Genomic DNA, 19601 nt, shown 5'->3' on the forward strand with positions numbered 1-19601 from the left:
GCCGATCGGTTGTCTTGAGGCCACATGGTAGTGACCGGATACGACAGTCATCTCATCAGGTGCATCGGGTAGGGGTAGGCCCGAGGCGGAAGAGGCAAGGGACTGCTCAGCCGAGAATGAAGGGGAGCTTCGCGGCGAAATGGCCCAGTGCGTCTTCCTCTTGGCCGGTCGGCGCACGCCGACCGGTTCCGACCAGCAGCGCGTCCGTGTCGGAGAGCGAGGCGGGAAACGCGGATCCCGCGATCTTCTCCAGCGACGCGCGTGCCGCCGCGAGCGCCTCGGCGGGCGGCCCGGGCGCCGACGGCAGGTGCGCGATCAGGTCGAGGTGGTGCAGGGTCCATTCGACGACGTACGCGGACAGGTAGTCGCCGACGGTCAGTACCTCGCCCTGGGTGCTGACGCGCGCTGCCGGATCGGCCAGTTCGGCCGCACGGCCGGCGGCGGAGCCGACGTCGTCCAAGTGGAACGTGAGCCACCGCGGCTCGCCGTAGGCCGCGGCCAGCCGGGGAACCAGCGCGTCGAGCGGATCCTCACCCGTCGGAGGCTCGACGAGCTTCCAGTACGTGACCGCGTCCACGGTCGGTTCGCCCGTCGCGGGCGTGACCAGGGTGATCAGCACGTCCTGCGCGTCGATGACCAGGTGGCAGACCAGGTCCCGCACCAGCCAGCCGGCACAGCCGGAGGGCCGCTCGAAGTCCTCGTCCGCGAGTTCGGCGACCGCCGTGCGCAACGCCGTCCAGGAACGTGAGAAGAGATCCACCCGGGCAACGTAATGCGGGACGGGAACTGCGCTCAACCGAATTCGGGCGGGGCGAGGACGGGGGGCACCGGTACGGACCCCGGGCTGTCAGCGCGCGGACGGCGACAGGCGGTAGGAGCCGGCGAGGTCCCGTACCTCCGCCGACAGGACCGCGTCCGGTGGCACACCCTCGACCCGCAGGTGCTTGTCCAGCAGCGCCAGCACGCCCTCGGCCAGGCGCGCCTTCAGCACCTCGGGACGGCCGGGCATGAGCCCCACCTCCACGTGCACGAAGGCCGCCTCCCGGCTCGGCCGGTCCCCGACATACGTCTCCGCCGGGCGGAGCAGCGTCTTGCACACCCCCCTCGTGCCGGACTCCTCGACCACGAGCGGGTGCAGCTCCTCCACCAGGGCCGCCGGGTCGAAGGAGCCGACCAGGTGGGCGGAGTAGTCGATGGTGAGGTGTGGCATGGAGGACCTTTCACATGACCCCGCTGGTTTCACTAGGCAACTATTTTCCCTGATGCCGTCCACGCTTCGCACCGCACCCCCCGATAGCGGCGGACGACGGCGCGGGCACGACGGTCGGGACGGGCCGGGGCCGGACCGGCAACGCCCGCGTGTGCCCGTAGGCTGAGGCGGCCAGGTCGATGGTCCTGCGTGGTGAGGAGCGGGTGATGGTGATCGAGGTCGCGGGCGTACGAGCCCCCTACGGGCGAGCCGCCGAGTCGGCGCTCTCGGTGTGCCGGGAATACGCGGACCAGGCGCTGTACCACCACTCGCTGCGCTCGTACTTCTTCGGCGCGGCCTGGGCACGGACCCGCGGGCTGGAGTTCGACGCGGAACTGCTCTTCGTCTCCGCGGCGCTGCACGACCTGGCGCTCACCCCGGCCTTCGACAGCCACACGCTCCCCTTCGAGGAGGCCGGTGGTCAGCTGGCCCGGGTCTTCACGGCGGGACTCGGCTGGCCGGCCGAGCGGCGCGACCGGGCCGCGGAACTCATCGTGCTGCACATGCGGGACGACGTGGATCCCGCACGGGATCCGGAGAGCCGGCTGCTTCAGGTGGGCACCAGTGCCGATGTCTCCGGAGCGGGACTGGACGCGTTCGACCCGGCCTTCACCGGAGCCCTGGTCACCGCCTACCCGCGCCTGGGCTTCGCCGCCGACTTCGTCCACCGCTTCCGTGACCAGGCGAAGCGCAAGCCGGACTGCGCGGCGGCCCGACTGGTCGCCGGGGACTGGCCGCGCCGCGCCTTGGCCAACCCGCTCGAACGCTTCTGAGCAAGCGGTACGACCGCGGCGGCACACGGGGGCTCCAACTCCCCTGTGACAGCGCCGACTTCAGGCCGTAGCGTCGAGGGGGAGGCAACGTCTCCGGGCCCGCAGGACTCCCTCCCCCGAGGCCGTTGCCCGTGCCCTCGCCTCACACCGGGTCGGCCTGCGCCTGCCGTTCGGCCACCCGGGCCAGGAAGCTGTGGCGTTCGACGGGATCCGTGGCCAGTTCCACGGCCGTGTGGGCCAGGGCGATCGCGCCGTCCAGGACGGCCCGGTCGGCGCCGGGGCTGATGCCGTGGCGGGCGAACGGCTCCGTGTGGTGCAGGGCGCCCTGGGTGTCGTAGCCGATGGTCGGATGGAGTGCCGGTACGAGGTGCGAGACGTTGCCCATGTCGGTGGAGGCCATGACCTCGCCCTGGCGCGGCACCGGCTCCCGGCCCAGCGCGCGGGCGGCACGCACGTAGGCGGCGGTCAGGAACGGATCCTGGCGCAGGTCGGCGAAGTCCAGGCCGCGTGCGGCGATGTCGAGTTCGGCGCCGGTGGCGAGGGCACCCGCCTCCAGGCAGGCCCGGACGCGGCGCCGGGCGTGGGCGAGGTCCTCGGCGGTGCGGGCGCGCAGCTCGTAGCGGGCGCGGGCCAGTTCGGGGATGACGTTCACCGCGCGCCCCGCCTCCAGGACGATGTCGTGGACCAGGGTGCCGGGCCGCAGTTGCTGGCGCAGCAGTCCGACCGCGGTGTGCGCCAGGGTCATCGCGTCGAGTGCGTTGACGCCCTCCCAGGGGGCGAGCGCGGCATGGGCCGGCCGGCCCCGGTAGGTCACGTCCCAGGCGCCGACGGCGAGCGAGGAGGCGCCCACCGAGTCCTCGGGCGCGGCGTGGACCATGAGGGCGGCCGCCGCGTCGTCGAAGACACCCGCGTCCAGCAGCAGCACCTTCCCGCCGATGTCCTCCTCGGCCGGCGTGCCCACGAGCTTGACGGTGATGCCGACGGCGTCCGCCACGGCCGCGAGGCCCAGAGCGGCGCCGACCACGGCCGCGCCGTTGACGTTGTGCCCGCAGGCGTGGCCGATGCCGGGCAGCGCGTCGTACTCGGCGCACAGGGCCACCACCAGGTCGCCCGTCCCGTACGTGCCGACCAGGGCGGTCGGCAGGCCCCCGGCCTCGCGGGTCACCGAGAATCCGGCGTCGTCGAGGACCGCCGCGATCTTGGCGGCCGACTTGTGCTCCCGCATCGCGATCTCGGGTTCCGCGTGCAGGCTGTGACTGAGTCCGACGAGCACCCGGCGCGCGGAGCGGACGGTGTGCGCGGCCGTGGTCATGGCCGGCGTGCGCGTGGGAGCGGTGTGCTCGTGTGTCATGCGGTCTCTCCGCTCGGCGCGAGAAGGGGGGAACGGGCCGGTGCGCGGGTGCCGCGGAACAACAGCCCCAGGGCCGCACCGGCCAGGGCGACGGCCGCGCACACGGACCACGCCCACAGATAGCCCGCCGGGGCGACCCCCGCACCGTGCACGGTGTGCGCGGCGAACAGCGCGCCGATCACGGCCGCGCCGATCGCCGCGCCCAGGGAGAGGGCCAGTTCGTTGATACCGACCGACAGCGCGGTCTCCGAGTACTGGACGACCTCCGCCGACAGCGTGCGGGTGACGGCCTCGAACATGCCGGTCGCCAGCCCGACCACGAGGACGCCGGCGAGGTACTGCGGCAGGGAGCGGTGGAAGAGCGCCAGGGACAGGAAGCCCGCCGCCCCGACGGTCCCGCCCAGCGCGAGCGTCGTACGGTCGCCGGCCAGCCTGGCCAGCCGGGGTGTGGCGGTGGATCCCGCGCAGCCGACGACGACCATCGCGAGCGAGACCAGGGCGATCGCCTGGGACCCCAGCCCCATGCCGTAGCCGTCGCCGTCCGGCCGCGCTCCCAGGAACACGGCGTTCGCGCCGAGGAAACCGATGGTGCCGAACGCGGCGCAGAACGTGTGCGCGCTGACGACGGCGAGCCGGGGGTTGCGCAGCAGCCCGACGTCGACCAGCGGATGGGCCGAGCGCCGCTCGACACGCACCCACGCCGCGAGGCAGACCACCGCGGTCGCCGCGGTCCCCGCCGACGGCAGCGAGCCCCACCCCCAGGTGCCGCCCTGCGCGAGGACCAGCACCAGCGCGCCCAGCCCGGTGGTCAGCAGCGTCGCCGCCAGGGCGTTGAACCGGCCCGCGCGCGGTGTCGTACTGTCGGGCAGCGCCAGCGCGGCGGCCAGCGCGAGGAGGGCGAACGGCACCGCGGTCCACAGCCCGGCCGAGGCGTGCCGCTCGCTGAGCGAACCCGCGACCAGGCCGCCGACGCCGATGGACAGCAGCAGCGCGCCCACGAGCACCGACATCCCGACGCGGCCGCGCTCCGGTGCGCGGGAGCGCAGGATGCCAGCCAGCAGCGGGAAGAAGCCCACGACGGCGCCCTGGAGCACCATGCCCACGGCGAGTGTCGCGGTCGTCGGCCGTACGGCGACGATCAGCGAGCCGGCCGCGACCATGGCGACGGAGATCCGCAGCAGCCTGCGGTGGCCGTGGATGTCGCCCCAGCGCGCCAGCAGCGGGGTCAGCGCGGCGAACGCGAGCTGGGACAGCAGATACAGGTTGTTCTGGCCGACGCCCGAGATGCCGACCTCGCGCCCGATCACGGGCAGCAGTGGCGTCAGATAGCCCTGGACGACCCCGCTGCACACCACGACCACGGTCATGGTCGCCAGCAGTCCGTGGCCACGGCTGGTTGCTCCGGTCACTGTCACACCCTCTTCCCTTGGCTGGAATCCGAGGTGGTGGATACAGTGCGGCCGCGGGACGAACCGGTGGAGAACTTCATCGAAATCATGCGCGGAGGGCGGGTCGGGTGATGGATTCGGACATCGTGAGCGAGCTGGATCTCGCCCTCGTGCACGCGCTCCAGATCCGCCCGCGTGCGGCCTGGTCCGATCTCGCACCCTTGCTGGGTGTGACGGCGGTGACGCTGGCCCGACGCTGGGAGCGGCTGACCCGGGAGGGGCTGGCCTGGCTGGCGGCGGTACCCGGACGGACCTTCAGCCGGACCCGGTGCACGGCGTTCGTGCTGCTCAGCTGTGCGCCGGTGGACCGGGAGCGGCTCGCGGCCCGCGTGGCGCAGCTGACGGAGGCGGTGACCGTCGAACTCACCGCGCCCGGTGGTGCGGACCTGTTGCTCGACGTGCTGGCCCCGACGCCCGCCGCGCTGCACGAGTTCGTCACCGGGCGGCTGGCCCGGCTGCCCGAAGTGACCGGCGTGGAGTGCCTGTTCGCCACCTCGCTCTACGCCGACGGCACCCGCTGGCGGCTGGGCTCGCTCGACGCCTCCCAGCTCATGGCCCTGGATCCGGCCGGGAACGGGGACCGTGACGCCGGCGGGGCCCCGGCAGTGGACGCGCTCGACCGCGAACTGCTCGGGGCGCTCGCCGAGGACGGCCGGCTCGGCCTCGCGGAGCTGGCCCAGCGCACCGGCACCAGCGCCGCCACGGTCCGGCGGCGACTGCACCGTCTCACCGGCGCCGACGTGGTCGCGTTCCGCTGCGACGTGGCGCCCGCCCTGACCGGTCTGCCGGTGGCGGTGACGTTCCGGGGCCGGGCGCCGGTGCGGGACGTGAACGCCCTGCACCGCACCCTGGGCACGCTGCCCGAGTGCCGGCTGGTCGCCGCCGTCACCGGCTCCGCCAACATCCTCGCCACCTACTGGCTGCGCGACATCGGAGCCGTCCAGCACCGCGAGACCACGATGTGCGCGCGGCTGCCCTCGCTGGAGATCACCGACCGCGTGCTGGGCGAACGCACCGTCAAACGGATGGGGCACCTGCTCGACGCGGACGGCCGCCGTACGGGAACCTGCCCGATCCGCCCCTGGTAGCCGCCCGACGGGTGCGGAGTGCGTTGGTTCGCTCGGCTATGGTGATCGCCGACCCATGACCCGGGTCGTTCAACGGGGGATGATCTGCGTGAGCGCGATTCTGTTCAATGTGACGACGGCTGCCCTGATGGTGCTGATGTTCAAGGCCGGGGTGTTTCTGATCGGGGAGGACACGGTCCGCCGGAGACCGGTGCCGTACACGGCCGTCGCGATCACCGCCGTGGCCGTCGGCGCGGTGGTGCTCCAGCTGTGCTGGTCGGGCGCGATGGACGCGCTGGACAGCGACCCGCGCAGGTCCGGCTGGTGGCGTGTGGTGACCTCGGTGTTCATGCAGAACGGCGGGGTGTTCGGGGACGCCTGGAACATCGTCACCCTCGCGGTGATCGCCGCGCTGGCGCAGTGGTTCTGGGGCGGCCCGCTGACACTGGCGCTGTTCGCCGCCGGCATCCTGCTCCCCGAGCACATCGACGCGCTGTTCGGCGAGACCTCCCGCAGCACCGATCCCCGTAATTTCGCGGGCAGTTCGGGCGCGACGTACTTCCTCGCCGCGACGCTCGCGGCGGCTCTCGTGCTGTCCTCCTCGGCCGCCAGGGAGCGGCTGCTGGCGGTGTGTGTGCCCGCGGCCGGGCTCGCCATGTGGCTGGCCCAGGAGAACGGGCACGGTCTGGTGTCCTGTTACGGGTTCGTCCTCGGCGCGGCCGTACTGCTGATCGCCCGCCGGTTGCCGCTCCGGATCCTCCCGGGGACGACGCCGACGGCCGGCCGGACCGCGGACGCCACGGGGCACTGACCCGCCTCGGCCGGGGTCTCTGCTCGATGTGGCGAGACCCCGGCCGACGTCCCGTGGTCAGCGTGTCCCGGTGGGTGCTGGAAAAGGCGTTCGCCGTCCTGCGCACGCAGGACGGCGAGACGTAAACCAGCCAATTCCGCTTCCGCGACGGCTCACTTCATGTCATCTGCCGTGTATGCAGGGAGGCTTGTGTTTCGGGGGCGCGTGGTGGGACCTGTAACATGCCCTTCACCTGCGCACTCGTATCGTTTTTCGGCCGGACTGACAGTCCCCTCTTCCCCTGTCGCCACACAAGGCGAACGATGTCCGGTGGAACCACTTCACCGTGCGACGTCGCTGAGCACACCACTCACGTTCAGGACCTCATGACACTGCGTCGCCTGCTGCCCGGTGGCCGGAGTGCCCGGCTTCGCACAGTTCACGTTCATGGTGACGGTGGCGTCCTCGGGGATTTTGATGGGAGTGACCCAGTGGTAGTCCTGGTTGCGGAAGGTCTCCAGCGCGATCGTGGTGATCTTCCGGTCCCCGAAGTTGATGGTCAGGACCCCTTCGTCGCCCTGGAAGTTGGCGACAACGATATCCGTGATGCCGAAGATCTTGCCCTTGGGGACGACATAGGTACCCGTCTTGGTCGCCCCGCCCGACGTCTGTACGTCGATCGTCGTCGAGCTCTGCTGCCCGGCCCCGCCCGACGTTCCGTCAGGACCTCCGCCACCCGGCGACGTGGTCGAACCACCGCCGGGCTGGGACCCGTTGCTCTTGCCGGTACCGGCGTCCGGCGACTGCCCGTTCTGACCTCCCCCGGGCGTGGGACGGGGCTGGACCACCTCGTCGGCGGCCTGCTTGGCGGCGCTGCGCACCGCCGGGCGGACCAGCGCGAACCAGGCCACGATCAGCGCGATGAGCGCCGCGAGCACCGCCAGCAGCCACTTCGGGAAGATCGGGATCTGGACGAACTCCGCCTCCAGCGGCGGCCGTACGAGGGCCCCGGGGCGCTCGGCCTCCTCCGCCGCCGCGGTGTCCGTGGCGCGCACGGTGAACGGCCACACCACGGGCTTGCCGAACCAGACGGGCTTGCCGATGCGCACCCGCAGCCGGGTCTCCGCCGACTCGCCGGGCTCCAGGGCCAGTTCCGCGGGTGTGAATCCGAACCGCAGCTCCTCGCCGCGCTGTTCCGGGGTGAAGGCCACCTGGGCCGGGGTGTTGCCCTCGTTGCGCACCGCCAGCCGGTAACGGCCGCGCAGCCAACCGCGCCGGCGGTGCGGCTGCATCTCGGTGCGCAGCTCGTGGAACGCCTCGATGTGCACGGTGGTCTCGGGGACCGTCACCGAGTCGGGGTGCTCGGCCGGCAACACCCTTACGGCCAGCGGCACATCGCCCGCCCGCACGTCCGGCGAGCGCGGCGGGGCGAGCCGGATGGTCACCGTCTCGGAGGTGCCGGGGTAGAGCGAGACCCGCGCGGGTTCGACGGTGGCCCAGGCCGCACAGTCGCCCACGACCTCCAGGGTGTACGCCTCGACGATGTCGCTGTCGTTGCGGACGGTCAGGCTGGTGGAGGCGTTACCGCCCGGCGTCACCGTAACGGCGGGGATGTCGAGGCCTGGCGCCCCAGGTCCGGAAGAGGCTGCAGATGGCGTCACGCCACGACCGTAGAACCGGATCCGGGGTGTCACGAGAGGTGCGAGGGCAACACCCGGGCAGTCGATGTGCCCCCAGCGGTCAAGGTCAACTCCACCGATCGGCACGCCTGTTGAGACCGGCACGCGCGGCACGTGCCCCACCGGCCGCGGTAGCACCCGTTCCGCGCGCCGCCTTGGCCGCCTGCATCTCTTTCCGCTCTTCTCGTCATGAAACAGGTAACTCAGTATGTCCGGCTCCGTGAAGGAGAACCGCCCATGACCGCGCCAACGCCACGCGCGACCAACGCCGCTGTGACCACCCGTCGAGCCGTCCACGAGGGCCGGCCGCACCGGGTGTCCGTCGCGGTCTACGCCCAGGACCTGGTGCTGCGCATAGGTGTCGTCCACCAGTTGCGCCAACGCCCTGAGGTGGAGCTGGTCGACGACGCCGAGGCGGACCGGGCGCACACGTCCCTCGTGGTCGTCGACGCCGTGGACGACGACGTCATAGCCCTGCTGCAACGATTGCAGCGCAACACGGGCACCCGCACCGGGCTGGTGGTCGGCACGTTCGAGTCCGCCGCGCTGCAGCGGGTCATCGAATGCGGTGTCGCGGCGGTGCTGCGGCGCACCGAGGCGGACCAGGACCGGCTGCTCCACCTGGTCCTCGCGATGGCCAACGGTGAGGGAGTGCTCCCGGGCGACCTGCTCGGCAAACTCCTGCATCACGTCGGAGGTCTGCAGCGTTCCGCGCTCGATCCGCGCGGCCTGGCCCTGTCCACGCTCACCGCGCGCGAGGCGGACATGCTGCGCCTGGTGGCGGAGGGGTTCGACACCACGGAGATAGCGCAGAAGACCGCCTACTCCGAACGGACCGTCAAGAACGTGCTGCACGAGATAACCACCCGGCTGCAACTGCGCAACCGGGCGCACGCGGTGGGCTACGCGCTGCGCAACGGGCTGATCTGACGCCGATGCCCGATCCGGGCGCGCTGCGGGCATCCCCCCTCCCGCAGCGCGCCCGGCACCGGCAACTGCCCGAAAGCGCAACCCGTACTTCCCCCGGGCACGGCCCCGCCGCCCTGCCGCGCGCCACGCGCGCGGGTGCAGAGTGACGGGGCACACCCTGGTGTTCCAAGACTGCGAGGTGGAACCTTGAACGGCACCGCTGGCCCCGGCGGGCAGCGCCGGCTGGGGAGATTCGGCGCGTCGTTGCTCCTGCTGGTCCCGCTGCTCGCGCTGACGGCGGCCTCGGGCCCGGGTACCGCCGAGGCCCGGCCGCAGACAGCCGCCGACTCCGCCACCCGGATCGCCTTCGCGGGCACCGGGCACCGCAGTCTCGGCAGGGTGGCCGGCCAAACCGACAGCGAGCCGCTGTTCGGTACGGGTCCGGCGCACTTCGACGTCCAGCCGTCGGCACTCGGCGACACGATGGTGTTCGCGAGCCGCCGCGACGAGAAGAACCCGCAGATCTACCTGCGCGCCCCCGACGGCTCCGTGACCAAGCTGACCAGTGGCCGGGACGCGGCGCATCCGCGGCTGACCCCGGACGGCAAGTCGGTGGTGTTCGACTCGGCGGAGCCCGGCGGACCGGACGGCAAGAAGCAGCGCGATCTGTGGCTGGTGCACACCGACGGCACCGGTCTGACCCGGCTGACCAACACTGCGTCGAACGAGGAGAGCCCGACGGTGTCCCCGGACGGGCAGCGGCTGGCGTACTCCTCCGACAGCGACACGGTGCTCAAGGACCAGATCTACGTACAGCCGCTGGCCGGGGGCACCGCGACCCGGGTGACCGGCACACTCGGCGGCGGCACGGCGACCGAGCCCGTGTGGAACCCGGTCAACGACGAGGCGCACCGCGATCTCATCGCGTACACCTACACCGCCGACTCCTCGACGGGCCCGCGGCTGCGGGTGACCGGCGGTGCGGCCGGGGACCAGCCGTTGCTCACGGGCACGTCGACCGACTGGCGGACCCACGGGGCATCCTGGTTGCCCGATGGGGCCGGGGTGCTGTTCCTCAGCCCGGACCGCAGCTGTGGCTGCGAGGGCGACTGGGACCACGTGTACCAGGTGGACAAGACCACGGACGCCCCCCGACTGGTGCTCAGCGAGGACCGCGAGGTCGGTACGGCGACCTGGGTCGGTCCGCGCGACGGCGGCTACGTCGTGGTGGACCGCACCACGCAGAAGGGCAGCGGCAAGCCCGCCGGGTGGCACGGCGAGCACGTGGTGAGCCTCCAGGACGTCCGGATGGACGGCGCCGACCCGCGCGACCTCGGGGTGACCATCTCGAACGAGGACCCGGCGGCCGACACCAACACCGATCCGACGAAGGATCCGCTGTTCAACCCCGCGGCCGGGTACGACCCGTGGACCGAGCGGCAGAACTACACACCGGACGGCCGACGCATCGTCGTGACCCGGTTCGAAGGGGACGCCGACAACCGGATCGAGCGGATCTGGACGGTGGACGCCGACGGCACCAACCCGACGGCGATGCCGCTCGCCGGGCGCGGACCGAAGGACTGGGACACCGACCCCACGTTCTCGCCCGACGGCAAGTACATCGCCTTCACCCGGACTTCGCCCGGCGGTGTCGGCTCCGCCTCGGGTCCGGGCCGCATCCTCATCGCCGACGCGACGACCGGTGCGATCGTGCACGAGATCGTCCCGCCGGCCGGACAGCAGACCGGCGGCGACGCACAGCCCACCTGGTCCTCCGACGGCACCACGCTCGCGTTCACCCGCAACATGACCATCGACGGGGGCGGCGGCAACAAGCACATCTGGACCGTGCCGATCGACCACCTCGACCAGCAGCACGACCTGAGCGCTTCGATCTGCCCCGGCAACTGCTCGGTCATCGACGACAGCCCCGCGTTCTCCCCGGACGGACGTCAGATCGCCTTCAACCGCAAGGACGGCGGCGGCCGGGTCAACGAGAACAACGGCCTTCTGGTCACCTCCGTGTCCGGCGACAGCTGCCGGGTGCTGCTGCCCGAGTCGGCGCGGGACGCCGCGGACGGCTGCCACCAGGAGCTGCCCGACACCACGGTCACCGGCCCGCACCAGCCGCGCGACGCGGCCTGGACGGCGGACGGCAACGGGATCGTCTACAGCTCCCGCACCGACGCACCGGTCAACTGCCCCGAAAAGCTGCACCTGTTGAACGTCGCGACCGGCCAGGAGACGCCGCTCACCCTGGAACTGCCGGGGCGTCAGAAGGAGCCCAGCGTCCAGCAGTCGGTGAACCTGGCCGTGCACGCGCCGAACACCGTGCCCGCGGTCACCATCGGCCACTCCACGGACATCCGCGTCGACGTCATCGACAACGGCCCGGCCGCCTCCCCCGGCACCCGGCTGACCATCGCGCCGCCGGTCGGTGTCTCCGTCACCCGGATCAGCTACCCGGGCGGCACCTGCGACGCCGTGACCCTCCAGTGCGACATCGGGGTGGTACCGCCCGGCACGACCGTGCCGGTGACCGTGACGGTGACCGGGCGCGCCATCGGCGACCAGCCCATCGACTGGTCGGTCACCGGCAGCGTCATCGACCCGGAGCCCGGCGACAACACCGCCCGGACCGTGGTCCCGGTGCACCAGGTCACCCCGCCGACCCCCACCCCGACACCGACCCCGCCGACTCCCACACCGCCGCCCCCGACGCCGCCCGCGCCGAAGGCGGGCCCCGGGGTCCGGGTCACCGCCCAGCCCAACCCGGGCTATGTCGGCGGCCGGGTCGTGGTGACGTACACCGTGCGCAACGGACGTAACGCGCTGGCCACCGGGCTGCGGCTGCGGATCGGGCTGCCCGCCGGGATTCCCAACGGTGGACCGCCGGCGGGCTGCGACAGCGGCTGGGTGTGCGCCCTGCCGGACCTGTCACCGGGCGAGAGCACGGTCGTACGGGTGGTCCTCTCCCCGGACCACGCGCTGACCGGCCGGGCCACCGGTGTCCTGACCACCACCGGTACGGACGCCAACCCCAAGGACAACAGGACGCGTACCACGCTGCGGATCCTCCAGCCCCGGATCGTCGCCGTGCCGCCGATCGGCAAGCCCGGCTTCGTCACCTCGGTGCGCGGCAAGGACTTCCCGCCGGGCGTGCCGGTGCGGTTCACCTGGAAGCCCGGGATCACGGCGGCCGCGGCACCGACCGTGCCGCAGCCCGACGGCACCTTCATCGGCCAGCTGCTGATCCTCGCCAAGGACCAGACGGGCCCGCGAACCATCACCGCGAGCGGCCCCGGATTCTCTCCGGTGAAGACCGACTTCCTGGTGGTCAACGGCAGTGTGCAGCCGCCCGACGAGGTGACCCGGCGATGATCCACGAGGTCGACGAGGCGCTGCGCGGCCTGCTCGGCGAGTCCGGGCTGGAGGCGTCCGGGGTCGAGGTCGTCTTCGACGCGCCGACCCGCGACTGGGCGGCCCGCCGCACCGCGCCCACCGTCTGCGTGTTCCTGTACGACATCCGGGAGGACGCGACCCGGCGCGGCAGCGGTGCCGGGGAGGTGTACGACGCGGACGGGTACGTGGTGGCGCGGCGCACCCCGCCGCGCTGGTTCGAGCTGACGTACCTGGTCACGGCGTGGGCGAGCCGACCGCAGGACGAGCACCGGCTGCTGTCGCAGGTGCTGGCCACCCTGGTGGCCGCCGACGCGCTGCCCGAGCGGCTGCTCACGGGCTCGCTCGCCGAACTGGGCCTGTCCGTCTCCCTGGACACCTCCGGAACCACGCTCGACGCGCCCGCCGCCTCCGATGTGTGGTCGGCGCTCGGCGGCGAACTGAAGGCGTCCCTCGGCGTACGGGTGCGTGCGCCCCTTGCCGGGACGAACCGGGCCGCCGCGCCGCCGGTCACCGAAGGCCTCGTGGTGCGGTCGGCGCAGGGGCAGCAGGACGAAGATCCGGTGCCCGGACGCCGGCTGCGGTACGAGGGGGTGAGCGACCCCGGGCCGGACGGGTTCGCCGGTCCGCGCGAGCGGCGTCCGGCCCCCGCGCGCCGCCGCCGGGGAGACCGCCAGCCGTGACGTACCTGGAGGAGCCGACGGTCACGGACGCCGGCGCGGAATCCCTGTGGGGGCGGCTGCGCCTGGTCGAGGAGCGGGTCCGGTTCGCGGTGGCGGCCCGGCGCTCCGTCGATCCCGACCCCGACGACCCGTACCGGGGGCAGTACCTCAGCCCGGAGGCGGCGCAGCGGATCCTGGACGAGCCGGGTGGCCTCCAGGTGCCGGGACACGACCCGGACCCCCTGCCGCCCGACTCCGTGCTCGGCACGCTCGCCGCGCGGTTCGGCCTGTCGCCGCTCGACATCGATCTGCTGCTGATCGCGCTCGCCCCCGACCTGGACGCCCGCTTCGAGCGCCTCTACGGCTATCTCAACGACGACCTGACCCGCCGTCGGCCCACGGTCGGACTGGCGCTGGAGCTGTGCGCTCTCGCGTCGGCGTCCCCCGTCCGGTTCCGGCTCTCGCCGGGAGCGCCCCTGGTCGCGGGCGGGCTGCTGGAGGTGACCGAGCCGGAGCGTCCGCCGCTGTCGCGGGTACTGGTGGTCCCGGACCGGGTCACCGGGTACCTGCTGGGCGACACCGAACCCGACGCCCGGCTCGCCGGAGTCCTCGGCACGGCCGCGCAGGACCCGACGGCGGAGGCGGACGAGGTCCGGTGGGCGGCCCGCGCGGCCCGGTCCGGACCGGGCCCGGTGCATCTGCTGGACCGGGGCGGTGACGCGCCCGGCCTCGCCGCCGCGGCCCTGCGCACGGCCGGGCTGGGCACACTGGTGCTGGACGCGGCGGCACTCGCCCGGCGCTCCGCCGACCTGCCCGCGCTCGCCCGGGTCGCGGCGCTGGAGGCCCGGCTCACCGGGGCGGGCGTCATCATCGGCCCGCTGGAGGAACTGCCCCCCGCCCCCGCCGAACGGGCCCGCAGCACGGGCGAGTTGTGCGCGGCGCTGCGCGGCATCCCCCTGTTCACCCACGGCACCGAGGGCTGGGATCCGGCCTGGGCGGCCGACACCCCGGCCGTCCTGCCGGTGGCCCCGCCCTCTCCCGCCCGGCAGGCCGCGCGCTGGCGGCACGCGCTCGCCCTGGCCGGTGCCGACGGCTCCGCGCGCGGCGAGGCCGACGCGCTCGCCGAGGCCGTCGCCGCGCACCGCCTCGACGGCGGACAGCTGCGCCGCGCCGCGAGCGCCGCCGTCCGCACCGCGGGCCTCGCGGGCCGCCCGGTCTCCCCCGACGACCTGCGCGCGGCCGTACGGGCCCAGAACGGCGCGGGACTGGCCCGGCTGGCCCGGCGGGTCGAGCCGGGCGTCGGCTGGGACGATCTGGTGCTGCCCCCGCCGACCCGGCGCAGACTGCGGGAGCTCGCCGTACGCGCCCGGCATCGCGAGCAGGTGCTCGGGCAATGGCGGATGCGGCCGGGCGGTGGCCGGGGGCGCGGGGTGATCGCGCTGTTCGCGGGCGAGTCGGGCACCGGCAAGACCATGTCCGCCGAGGTGGTCGCAGCCGACCTCGGCATGGACCTGTACGTGGTCGATCTGTCCACGGTCGTCGACAAGTACGTGGGCGAGACCGAGAAGAACCTGGAACGGATCTTCACCGAGGCGTCCGCCGTCAACGCGGTGCTGCTCTTCGACGAGGCCGACGCGATCTTCGGCAAGCGTGCGGAGGTCAAGGACGCGCACGACCGGCACGCCAACATCGAGTCCGCGTATCTGCTCCAGCGCATGGAGTCCTTCGACGGGATCGCCGTCCTGACCACCAACCTCCGGGCCAATCTGGACGAGGCGTTCACCCGCAGGATCGACGTGGTCGCGGAGTTCCCCGTGCCCGACGCGGCCCAGCGTCTTGCCCTGTGGGAACGCTGTCTGGGCGAGCTGCTGCCGCGCGCCGCCGATCTCGACCTCGGTTTCTGCGCGGACCGTTTCGAACTGGCCGGCGGATCGATCCGGGCCTGCGCGGTGACCGCCGCGTACCTCGCGGCGGAGTCCGGAGAGCCGCTCGCCATGCGGCAGTTGGTGGCTGCGGTGGTACAGGAGTACCGCAAGCTCGGCCGGCTGGTCCTGGAGAGCGAGTTCGGGCCGTATCTGGCGGACGTCGTCGACGCGTGAGCGGCCCTGCCGGCCTGCCGCGCGGGGAACTCGCCCCACCCGGGCCGAGGTTCCTTCCCCCGTGGTCCGCGCGGGCGTCCGGAAAGGCAGCGCGATTGCCCCCTGCAAGGTACCCACGCCCCTGTCGCCAGGCCTGATCCGCCTCGGAGACTCGGCATCGACGCAGGTGACCGATGAACGTGAAGGAGCGAGCATGCCGACGTACCTCACCCCGGGCGTGTACGTGGAGGAGGTGCAGTCCGGTGCCCGCCCGATCGAGGGGGTCGGCACCGCCGTCGCCGCGTTCGTCGGATTCGCCCAGACAGGGCCTTTCCACGAACCGACCCTGGTGACCAACTGGGACCAGTACACCCAGCTGTTCGGCGGCTTCACCGAGGGCACCTACCTCGCGCACGCCGTGTACGGCTACTTCTCCAACGGCGGCGGCGCGGCCTACGTGGTGCGCATCGGCGGCTCCGGTGACGACGCCTCCGCCGCGGTCGGCGGCGGCCGGGGAGCCCGGGAGATCCGGGCGGCCGCCCCGGTCGCGCTCGGCGGATTCCACATCACCGCCAAGGCCGGGGCCTCCGGCGTGTCGGTGGAGGTCGCCGACGCGGAGGGCGAGAACCCGCCCGAGGACCGCTTCAAACTGCTGGTCCGTCAGGGCGAGCAGGTCGTGGAGACGTACGACGTCTCCACCCGCAAGAACGTCAAGGGCTATGTGGTCACCCAGCTGCGCGCCTCGAAGCTGATCGAGGTCACCGAGCAGCGCGACGCCACCCAGACCCGCCCGGCGAGCCAGACGCTGGCCGTGCCCGACGCCCCGGCCTCGCCCGCGGTGCCCGGCTCCGGCGCGGCGTCCCGGCTCGACCCGGCCGAATACGTCGGTGACGCCGCCGCCCGCACCGGGTTCGGCGGTCTGGAGGCCATCGACGAGATCACCATGGTCGCGGTCCCGGACCTGATGGGCGCCTACCAGCGTGGCGACATCGACGCCGAGGGCGTGCGCACCGTCCAGCTCGCGGTCATCTCGCACTGCGAGCAGATGGGCGACCGGGTCGCGATCCTCGACTCCCCTCCCGGGCTCAACGCCCAGCAGGTGCGCCACTGGCGCAACGAGGAGGCGGGCTACGACTCCCGGTACGCCACCCTCTACTACCCGTGGGTGCGGGTCTTCGACCCGGCGGCCGGCCGCAACACCACGGTCCCGCCGAGCGGTCACGTCGCCGGCGTGTGGGCGCGCAGCGACGCCGAGCGCGGCGTGCACAAGGCGCCCGCCAACGAGGTGATCCGCGGCGCGGTGGACCTGGAGATCCGGCTCAGCAAGGGCGAGCAGGACCTGCTCAACCCGATCGGCGTGAACTGCGTACGCGCGTTCCCCGGCCGCGGCATCCGGATCTGGGGCGCCCGTACCCTGTCCTCCGACCCGGCCTGGCGCTACCTGAACGTGCGCCGCCTCTTCAACTACCTCGAGGAATCCATCCTGCTGGGCACCCAGTGGGTGGTCTTCGAGCCGAACGACGACCGGCTGTGGTCGAGCATCCGGCGCAACGTCACCGCGTTCCTCACCGAGGAATGGCGCCGGGGCGCGCTCTTCGGCCGGACCGCCGAGGAGGCGTTCTACGTCAAGTGCGACCGCGACAACAATCCGCAGACCTCCATCGACCAGGGTCGGGTCGTCTGTGAGATCGGCGTCTCCCCGGTCAAGCCCGCCGAGTTCGTGGTGTTCCGGCTGGCCCAGTTCTCCGACAGCACCAGCCTCATCGACGAGTGACCCGCGGGTCAGCCAAGGAAAGGTGACAGACAGTCATGCCCCAACCGGGAGATGCTCTTTCCACCCACGTCTTCGGCGTGCAGCTCGGCGGGTACATGGTCGAGTCGATCCAGGAGATCAGCGGATTCTCCGTCGAGGAGGAGGTCGTCGAGGTCAAGCAGGTCAGCTCGACGGGCAAGCAGATCATCCGCAAGCAGCCCGGCGCCCGGCAGGCCGGTGAGATCACGATCACCCGGGGACTCGACCAGAGCAGCGAGTTCACCAAGTGGATCAAGGAGACCCTCAACGACGGTGCCATCGACACCGCCCGGCAGAACCTGACCATCGAGATCATGGACACCAAGGGGTCGACGGTCCGCCGCATCCAGCTGACGAACGGCTGGGTCTCCAAGTGGGAGGGCCCCTCCCTCAAGGCCGGCGAGTCCTCCCCGGCCACCGAGACCGTCACGATCGTGTTCGAGGAGATCTCCGTCGAATGAGGCGTCGTACAGTCACGGCGGGCAACCTGGAGGAGATCCTGGAGCTGACGGCGCCCGCCGCCGAGGCGGGCGAACAGCCCCAGGCTCCGGCCGCCCGCCCCGCCGCGCCTCAGGACCACGGGCTGCGCACGGAGTTCGAGTTCGAGCTTCCGCGCGGCTACGTGGACGAGGCGGGCACGCTCCACCGGCACGGCGCGATGCGCCTGGCCACCGCCCGGGACGAACTGCGACCCCAGATCGATCTGCGGGTCAAGGAGAACCCGGCGTATCTGAGCGTGGTGCTGCTGAGCCAGGTCATCACCCGGCTCGGCACCATCACGGACGTGCACGCGGGCGTCGTGGAGCGGATGTACGCCACCGACGTCGCGTTCCTCCAGGACTTCTACCGCCGCGTCAACAGCGAGGGGCACACGCGCGCGGCGGTGACCTGCCCGCACTGCGAGGGCTCCTTCGAGGTCGACCTCTCGGGTGGGCGCCTGGGGGAATCGTGACGTACGCACTCCCCCGGCTGCGGGAGGAGATCGCGTACATCGCCTACCACTTCCACTGGCAGCGCGAGGAGATCCTCGACCTCACCCACGCCGAACGCCGGCAGTGGGTGACCGAGATCGCCCGTATCAACACCCGCGTGAACGAAGGTGGTTGAGCACATGGCATGGCGAGACAGACTGCGCCGCCGGGCCGCGGCGCGGTCTGCCGCACCAAGCCCGGCCACGGCCGATACGGCCGTGCCCGGCGCCGTGGGCACGTCCCTGCCCGCCGACTGGGACGGCGGCTGGCGCCGTACCCCGCCGCCGCCGCTGACCGTCGCCCGCGCCCCGCTCGGCGTCAGTGACGGGCTCAGCTTCCGCGCGGGCCTCGCGTCCTGGCAGAACCCCTCCTTCGACGCCGGCCTCGGCCACGCACTGGTGCCCTCCGCCCCGGTCGGCCTGATCCACGGCGTCACCCGCCCCGCCGCACCGGGCGGCACGTACGCCGGCGGCGGACCGCTCCTGCTGCGCGTACCGCGCCCGGACGCCGAGGAGACCGGGCCGGCGCAGGAGACCGGCGCGTCCGGCAGCACGGCCGACGCCGCGCGGCCCACCGCGCCGCGCGTCCCGCAGGTATCTCGCAGGACGACGCGTTCCCGGGCCGGCGGCACGACCGCCGCGAACACCCCTGCGCCGCCTGCCCCTGCGGGCAGCCAGGAGGACGACGACGCGGACGGTACGACGGCTTCGACGCCGTCCTCCGAGCGCCGCTCCGGTCGGCCCCGGACAGCTGATGCCTCGTCGCGGCCCGGCGGGCCCAAGGCTTCCACCCCGTCGGTCCAGCGCTCCGCGGCCGCGACCGGGCGGCCCAGTCGTGGGATCGTGTCCGCGGACCCGCTCATGCCGGTTGCCACGCCCGAGACGCCCGTCCAGCGGTCCGGGAGCGGGCCCGGGGCAGCCGGTGCGGGCGATGCGACCGATGTGGTCCGTCCGCCCGATGCCGGCCGCGTGGCACCGGCCCCGGAGATTCCGGTGGTGCGTCGCATCGCCGTGGTGCCGAACACCCCGGGCGGGTCCCCTTCGCCTGCTGCTCCGCCGAGGACTTCGGCCGACGCTCGTACGGCCCCGTCTGGTCCGCGTACGGCCCCGTCTGGTCCACGTACCGCTCCGGCCGGCCGACGTACGGCACCGGCCGACTCGCCGACGGCACGGGCCGACTCGCGTACGGCCCCGGCCGACGCGCACACGACACCGGCCGGCCCGCGTACCGCTCCGTCCGGCCACCGCCCGGCGCCGGAGGCCGGACGCGCCGCACGGCAGGAGCGAGCGGCGGACCGTCGCGTACACCCGCAGGCCCTCGGCCCCTCGCTGACCATCGCCCGCCGGGTGGCCGCGCCGGTACGCCGGATAGCCGCGCTACGGCCCACGGCGCCGCCCGCCGGGACACCCACCCCCCGCACTGACGGCGAG

At 72.9% G+C, this 19601-nt stretch carries 16 protein-coding genes and 1 pseudogene; 12 read left to right on the top strand and 5 right to left on the bottom strand.

Going from position 1 to position 19601, the window contains the following annotated elements:
- Positions 1-106: 106 nt before the first annotated feature.
- A complete protein-coding gene (locus tag ADK64_RS09735) occupies positions 107-760 on the bottom strand; it encodes a maleylpyruvate isomerase N-terminal domain-containing protein (protein WP_053657081.1) in 654 nt (217 codons plus the stop codon).
- 87 nt (positions 761-847) lie between these two features.
- Positions 848-1210: a 5-carboxymethyl-2-hydroxymuconate Delta-isomerase gene (locus tag ADK64_RS09740; RefSeq protein WP_053657083.1), complete on the bottom strand. Its 363-nt coding sequence runs from the start codon at positions 1208-1210 to the stop codon at positions 848-850.
- A gap of 206 nt (positions 1211-1416) precedes the next feature.
- Here ADK64_RS09740 and ADK64_RS09745 point away from each other — a divergent pair, with 206 nt between their 5' ends.
- Positions 1417-2022, top strand: coding sequence for an HD domain-containing protein (locus tag ADK64_RS09745; RefSeq protein ID WP_053657085.1), 606 nt, complete (start codon positions 1417-1419; stop codon positions 2020-2022).
- 142 nt (positions 2023-2164) lie between these two features.
- Here ADK64_RS09745 and ADK64_RS09750 read toward each other — a convergent pair whose 3' ends face one another.
- The gene (locus ADK64_RS09750; RefSeq protein WP_199829552.1) at positions 2165-3373 is read right to left on the bottom strand and encodes an amidohydrolase; all 1209 of its coding nucleotides are present in this window, start codon (positions 3371-3373) and stop codon (positions 2165-2167) included.
- Positions 3370-4782: an MFS transporter gene (locus ADK64_RS09755; protein ID WP_234384515.1), complete on the bottom strand. Its 1413-nt coding sequence runs from the start codon at positions 4780-4782 to the stop codon at positions 3370-3372. The genes ADK64_RS09750 and ADK64_RS09755 overlap by 4 nt, the downstream gene beginning before the upstream one ends.
- A 125-nt stretch (positions 4783-4907) precedes the next feature.
- Between ADK64_RS09755 and ADK64_RS09760 the strand changes: the two genes are divergently transcribed.
- Both ADK64_RS09760 and ADK64_RS09765 read left to right on the top strand, forming a co-directional pair.
- The gene (locus ADK64_RS09760) at positions 4908-5909 is read left to right on the top strand and encodes an Lrp/AsnC family transcriptional regulator (RefSeq protein WP_159046208.1); all 1002 of its coding nucleotides are present in this window, start codon (positions 4908-4910) and stop codon (positions 5907-5909) included.
- An 88-nt stretch (positions 5910-5997) separates the two neighbouring features.
- Complete coding sequence (locus tag ADK64_RS09765; RefSeq protein WP_420712949.1) at positions 5998-6699, top strand: hypothetical protein; 702 nt, start codon at positions 5998-6000, stop codon at positions 6697-6699.
- Positions 6700-7019: 320 nt separating this feature from the next.
- Here ADK64_RS09765 and ADK64_RS09770 read toward each other — a convergent pair whose 3' ends face one another.
- The gene (locus ADK64_RS09770; RefSeq protein WP_234384516.1) at positions 7020-8339 is read right to left on the bottom strand and encodes a hydrolytic protein; all 1320 of its coding nucleotides are present in this window, start codon (positions 8337-8339) and stop codon (positions 7020-7022) included.
- Between the two features lie 255 nt (positions 8340-8594).
- Between ADK64_RS09770 and ADK64_RS09775 the strand changes: the two genes are divergently transcribed.
- From ADK64_RS09775 to ADK64_RS45840, 9 genes and pseudogenes are all read left to right on the top strand, one after another.
- A complete protein-coding gene (locus ADK64_RS09775) occupies positions 8595-9287 on the top strand; it encodes a helix-turn-helix transcriptional regulator (RefSeq protein ID WP_078992574.1) in 693 nt (230 codons plus the stop codon).
- A gap of 186 nt (positions 9288-9473) precedes the next feature.
- Positions 9474-12650: a TolB family protein gene (locus ADK64_RS09780; protein ID WP_053657093.1), complete on the top strand. Its 3177-nt coding sequence runs from the start codon at positions 9474-9476 to the stop codon at positions 12648-12650.
- Positions 12647-13351, top strand: a complete 705-nt coding sequence (locus ADK64_RS09785) for a DUF4255 domain-containing protein (protein ID WP_053657094.1) — start codon at positions 12647-12649, stop codon at positions 13349-13351. Before ADK64_RS09780 ends, ADK64_RS09785 begins: the two co-directional genes overlap by 4 nt.
- Positions 13348-15429 carry an ATP-binding protein gene (locus tag ADK64_RS09790; protein ID WP_053657097.1) on the top strand — a complete coding sequence of 694 codons (2082 nt, stop codon included), beginning with the start codon at positions 13348-13350 and terminating at the stop codon, positions 15427-15429. The genes ADK64_RS09785 and ADK64_RS09790 overlap by 4 nt, the downstream gene beginning before the upstream one ends.
- A 193-nt stretch (positions 15430-15622) precedes the next feature.
- Entirely contained in the window at positions 15623-17182 is a 1560-nt protein-coding gene (locus ADK64_RS09795; RefSeq protein WP_053657099.1) for a phage tail sheath family protein, read from the top strand.
- 35 nt (positions 17183-17217) lie between these two features.
- Entirely contained in the window at positions 17218-17661 is a 444-nt protein-coding gene (locus ADK64_RS09800; RefSeq protein ID WP_053657101.1) for a phage tail protein, read from the top strand.
- Entirely contained in the window at positions 17658-18152 is a 495-nt protein-coding gene (locus ADK64_RS09805; protein WP_053657103.1) for a hypothetical protein, read from the top strand. The genes ADK64_RS09800 and ADK64_RS09805 overlap by 4 nt, the downstream gene beginning before the upstream one ends.
- Entirely contained in the window at positions 18149-18307 is a 159-nt protein-coding gene (locus ADK64_RS46595; RefSeq protein WP_177235491.1) for a DUF6760 family protein, read from the top strand. The genes ADK64_RS09805 and ADK64_RS46595 overlap by 4 nt, the downstream gene beginning before the upstream one ends.
- Positions 18308-18311: 4 nt before the next feature.
- Positions 18312-19601: pseudogene (locus ADK64_RS45840) on the top strand (hypothetical protein); the annotation flags it as partial.

The organism is Streptomyces sp. MMG1121 (genome assembly GCF_001280015.1).
Classification (GTDB): domain Bacteria; phylum Actinomycetota; class Actinomycetes; order Streptomycetales; family Streptomycetaceae; genus Streptomyces.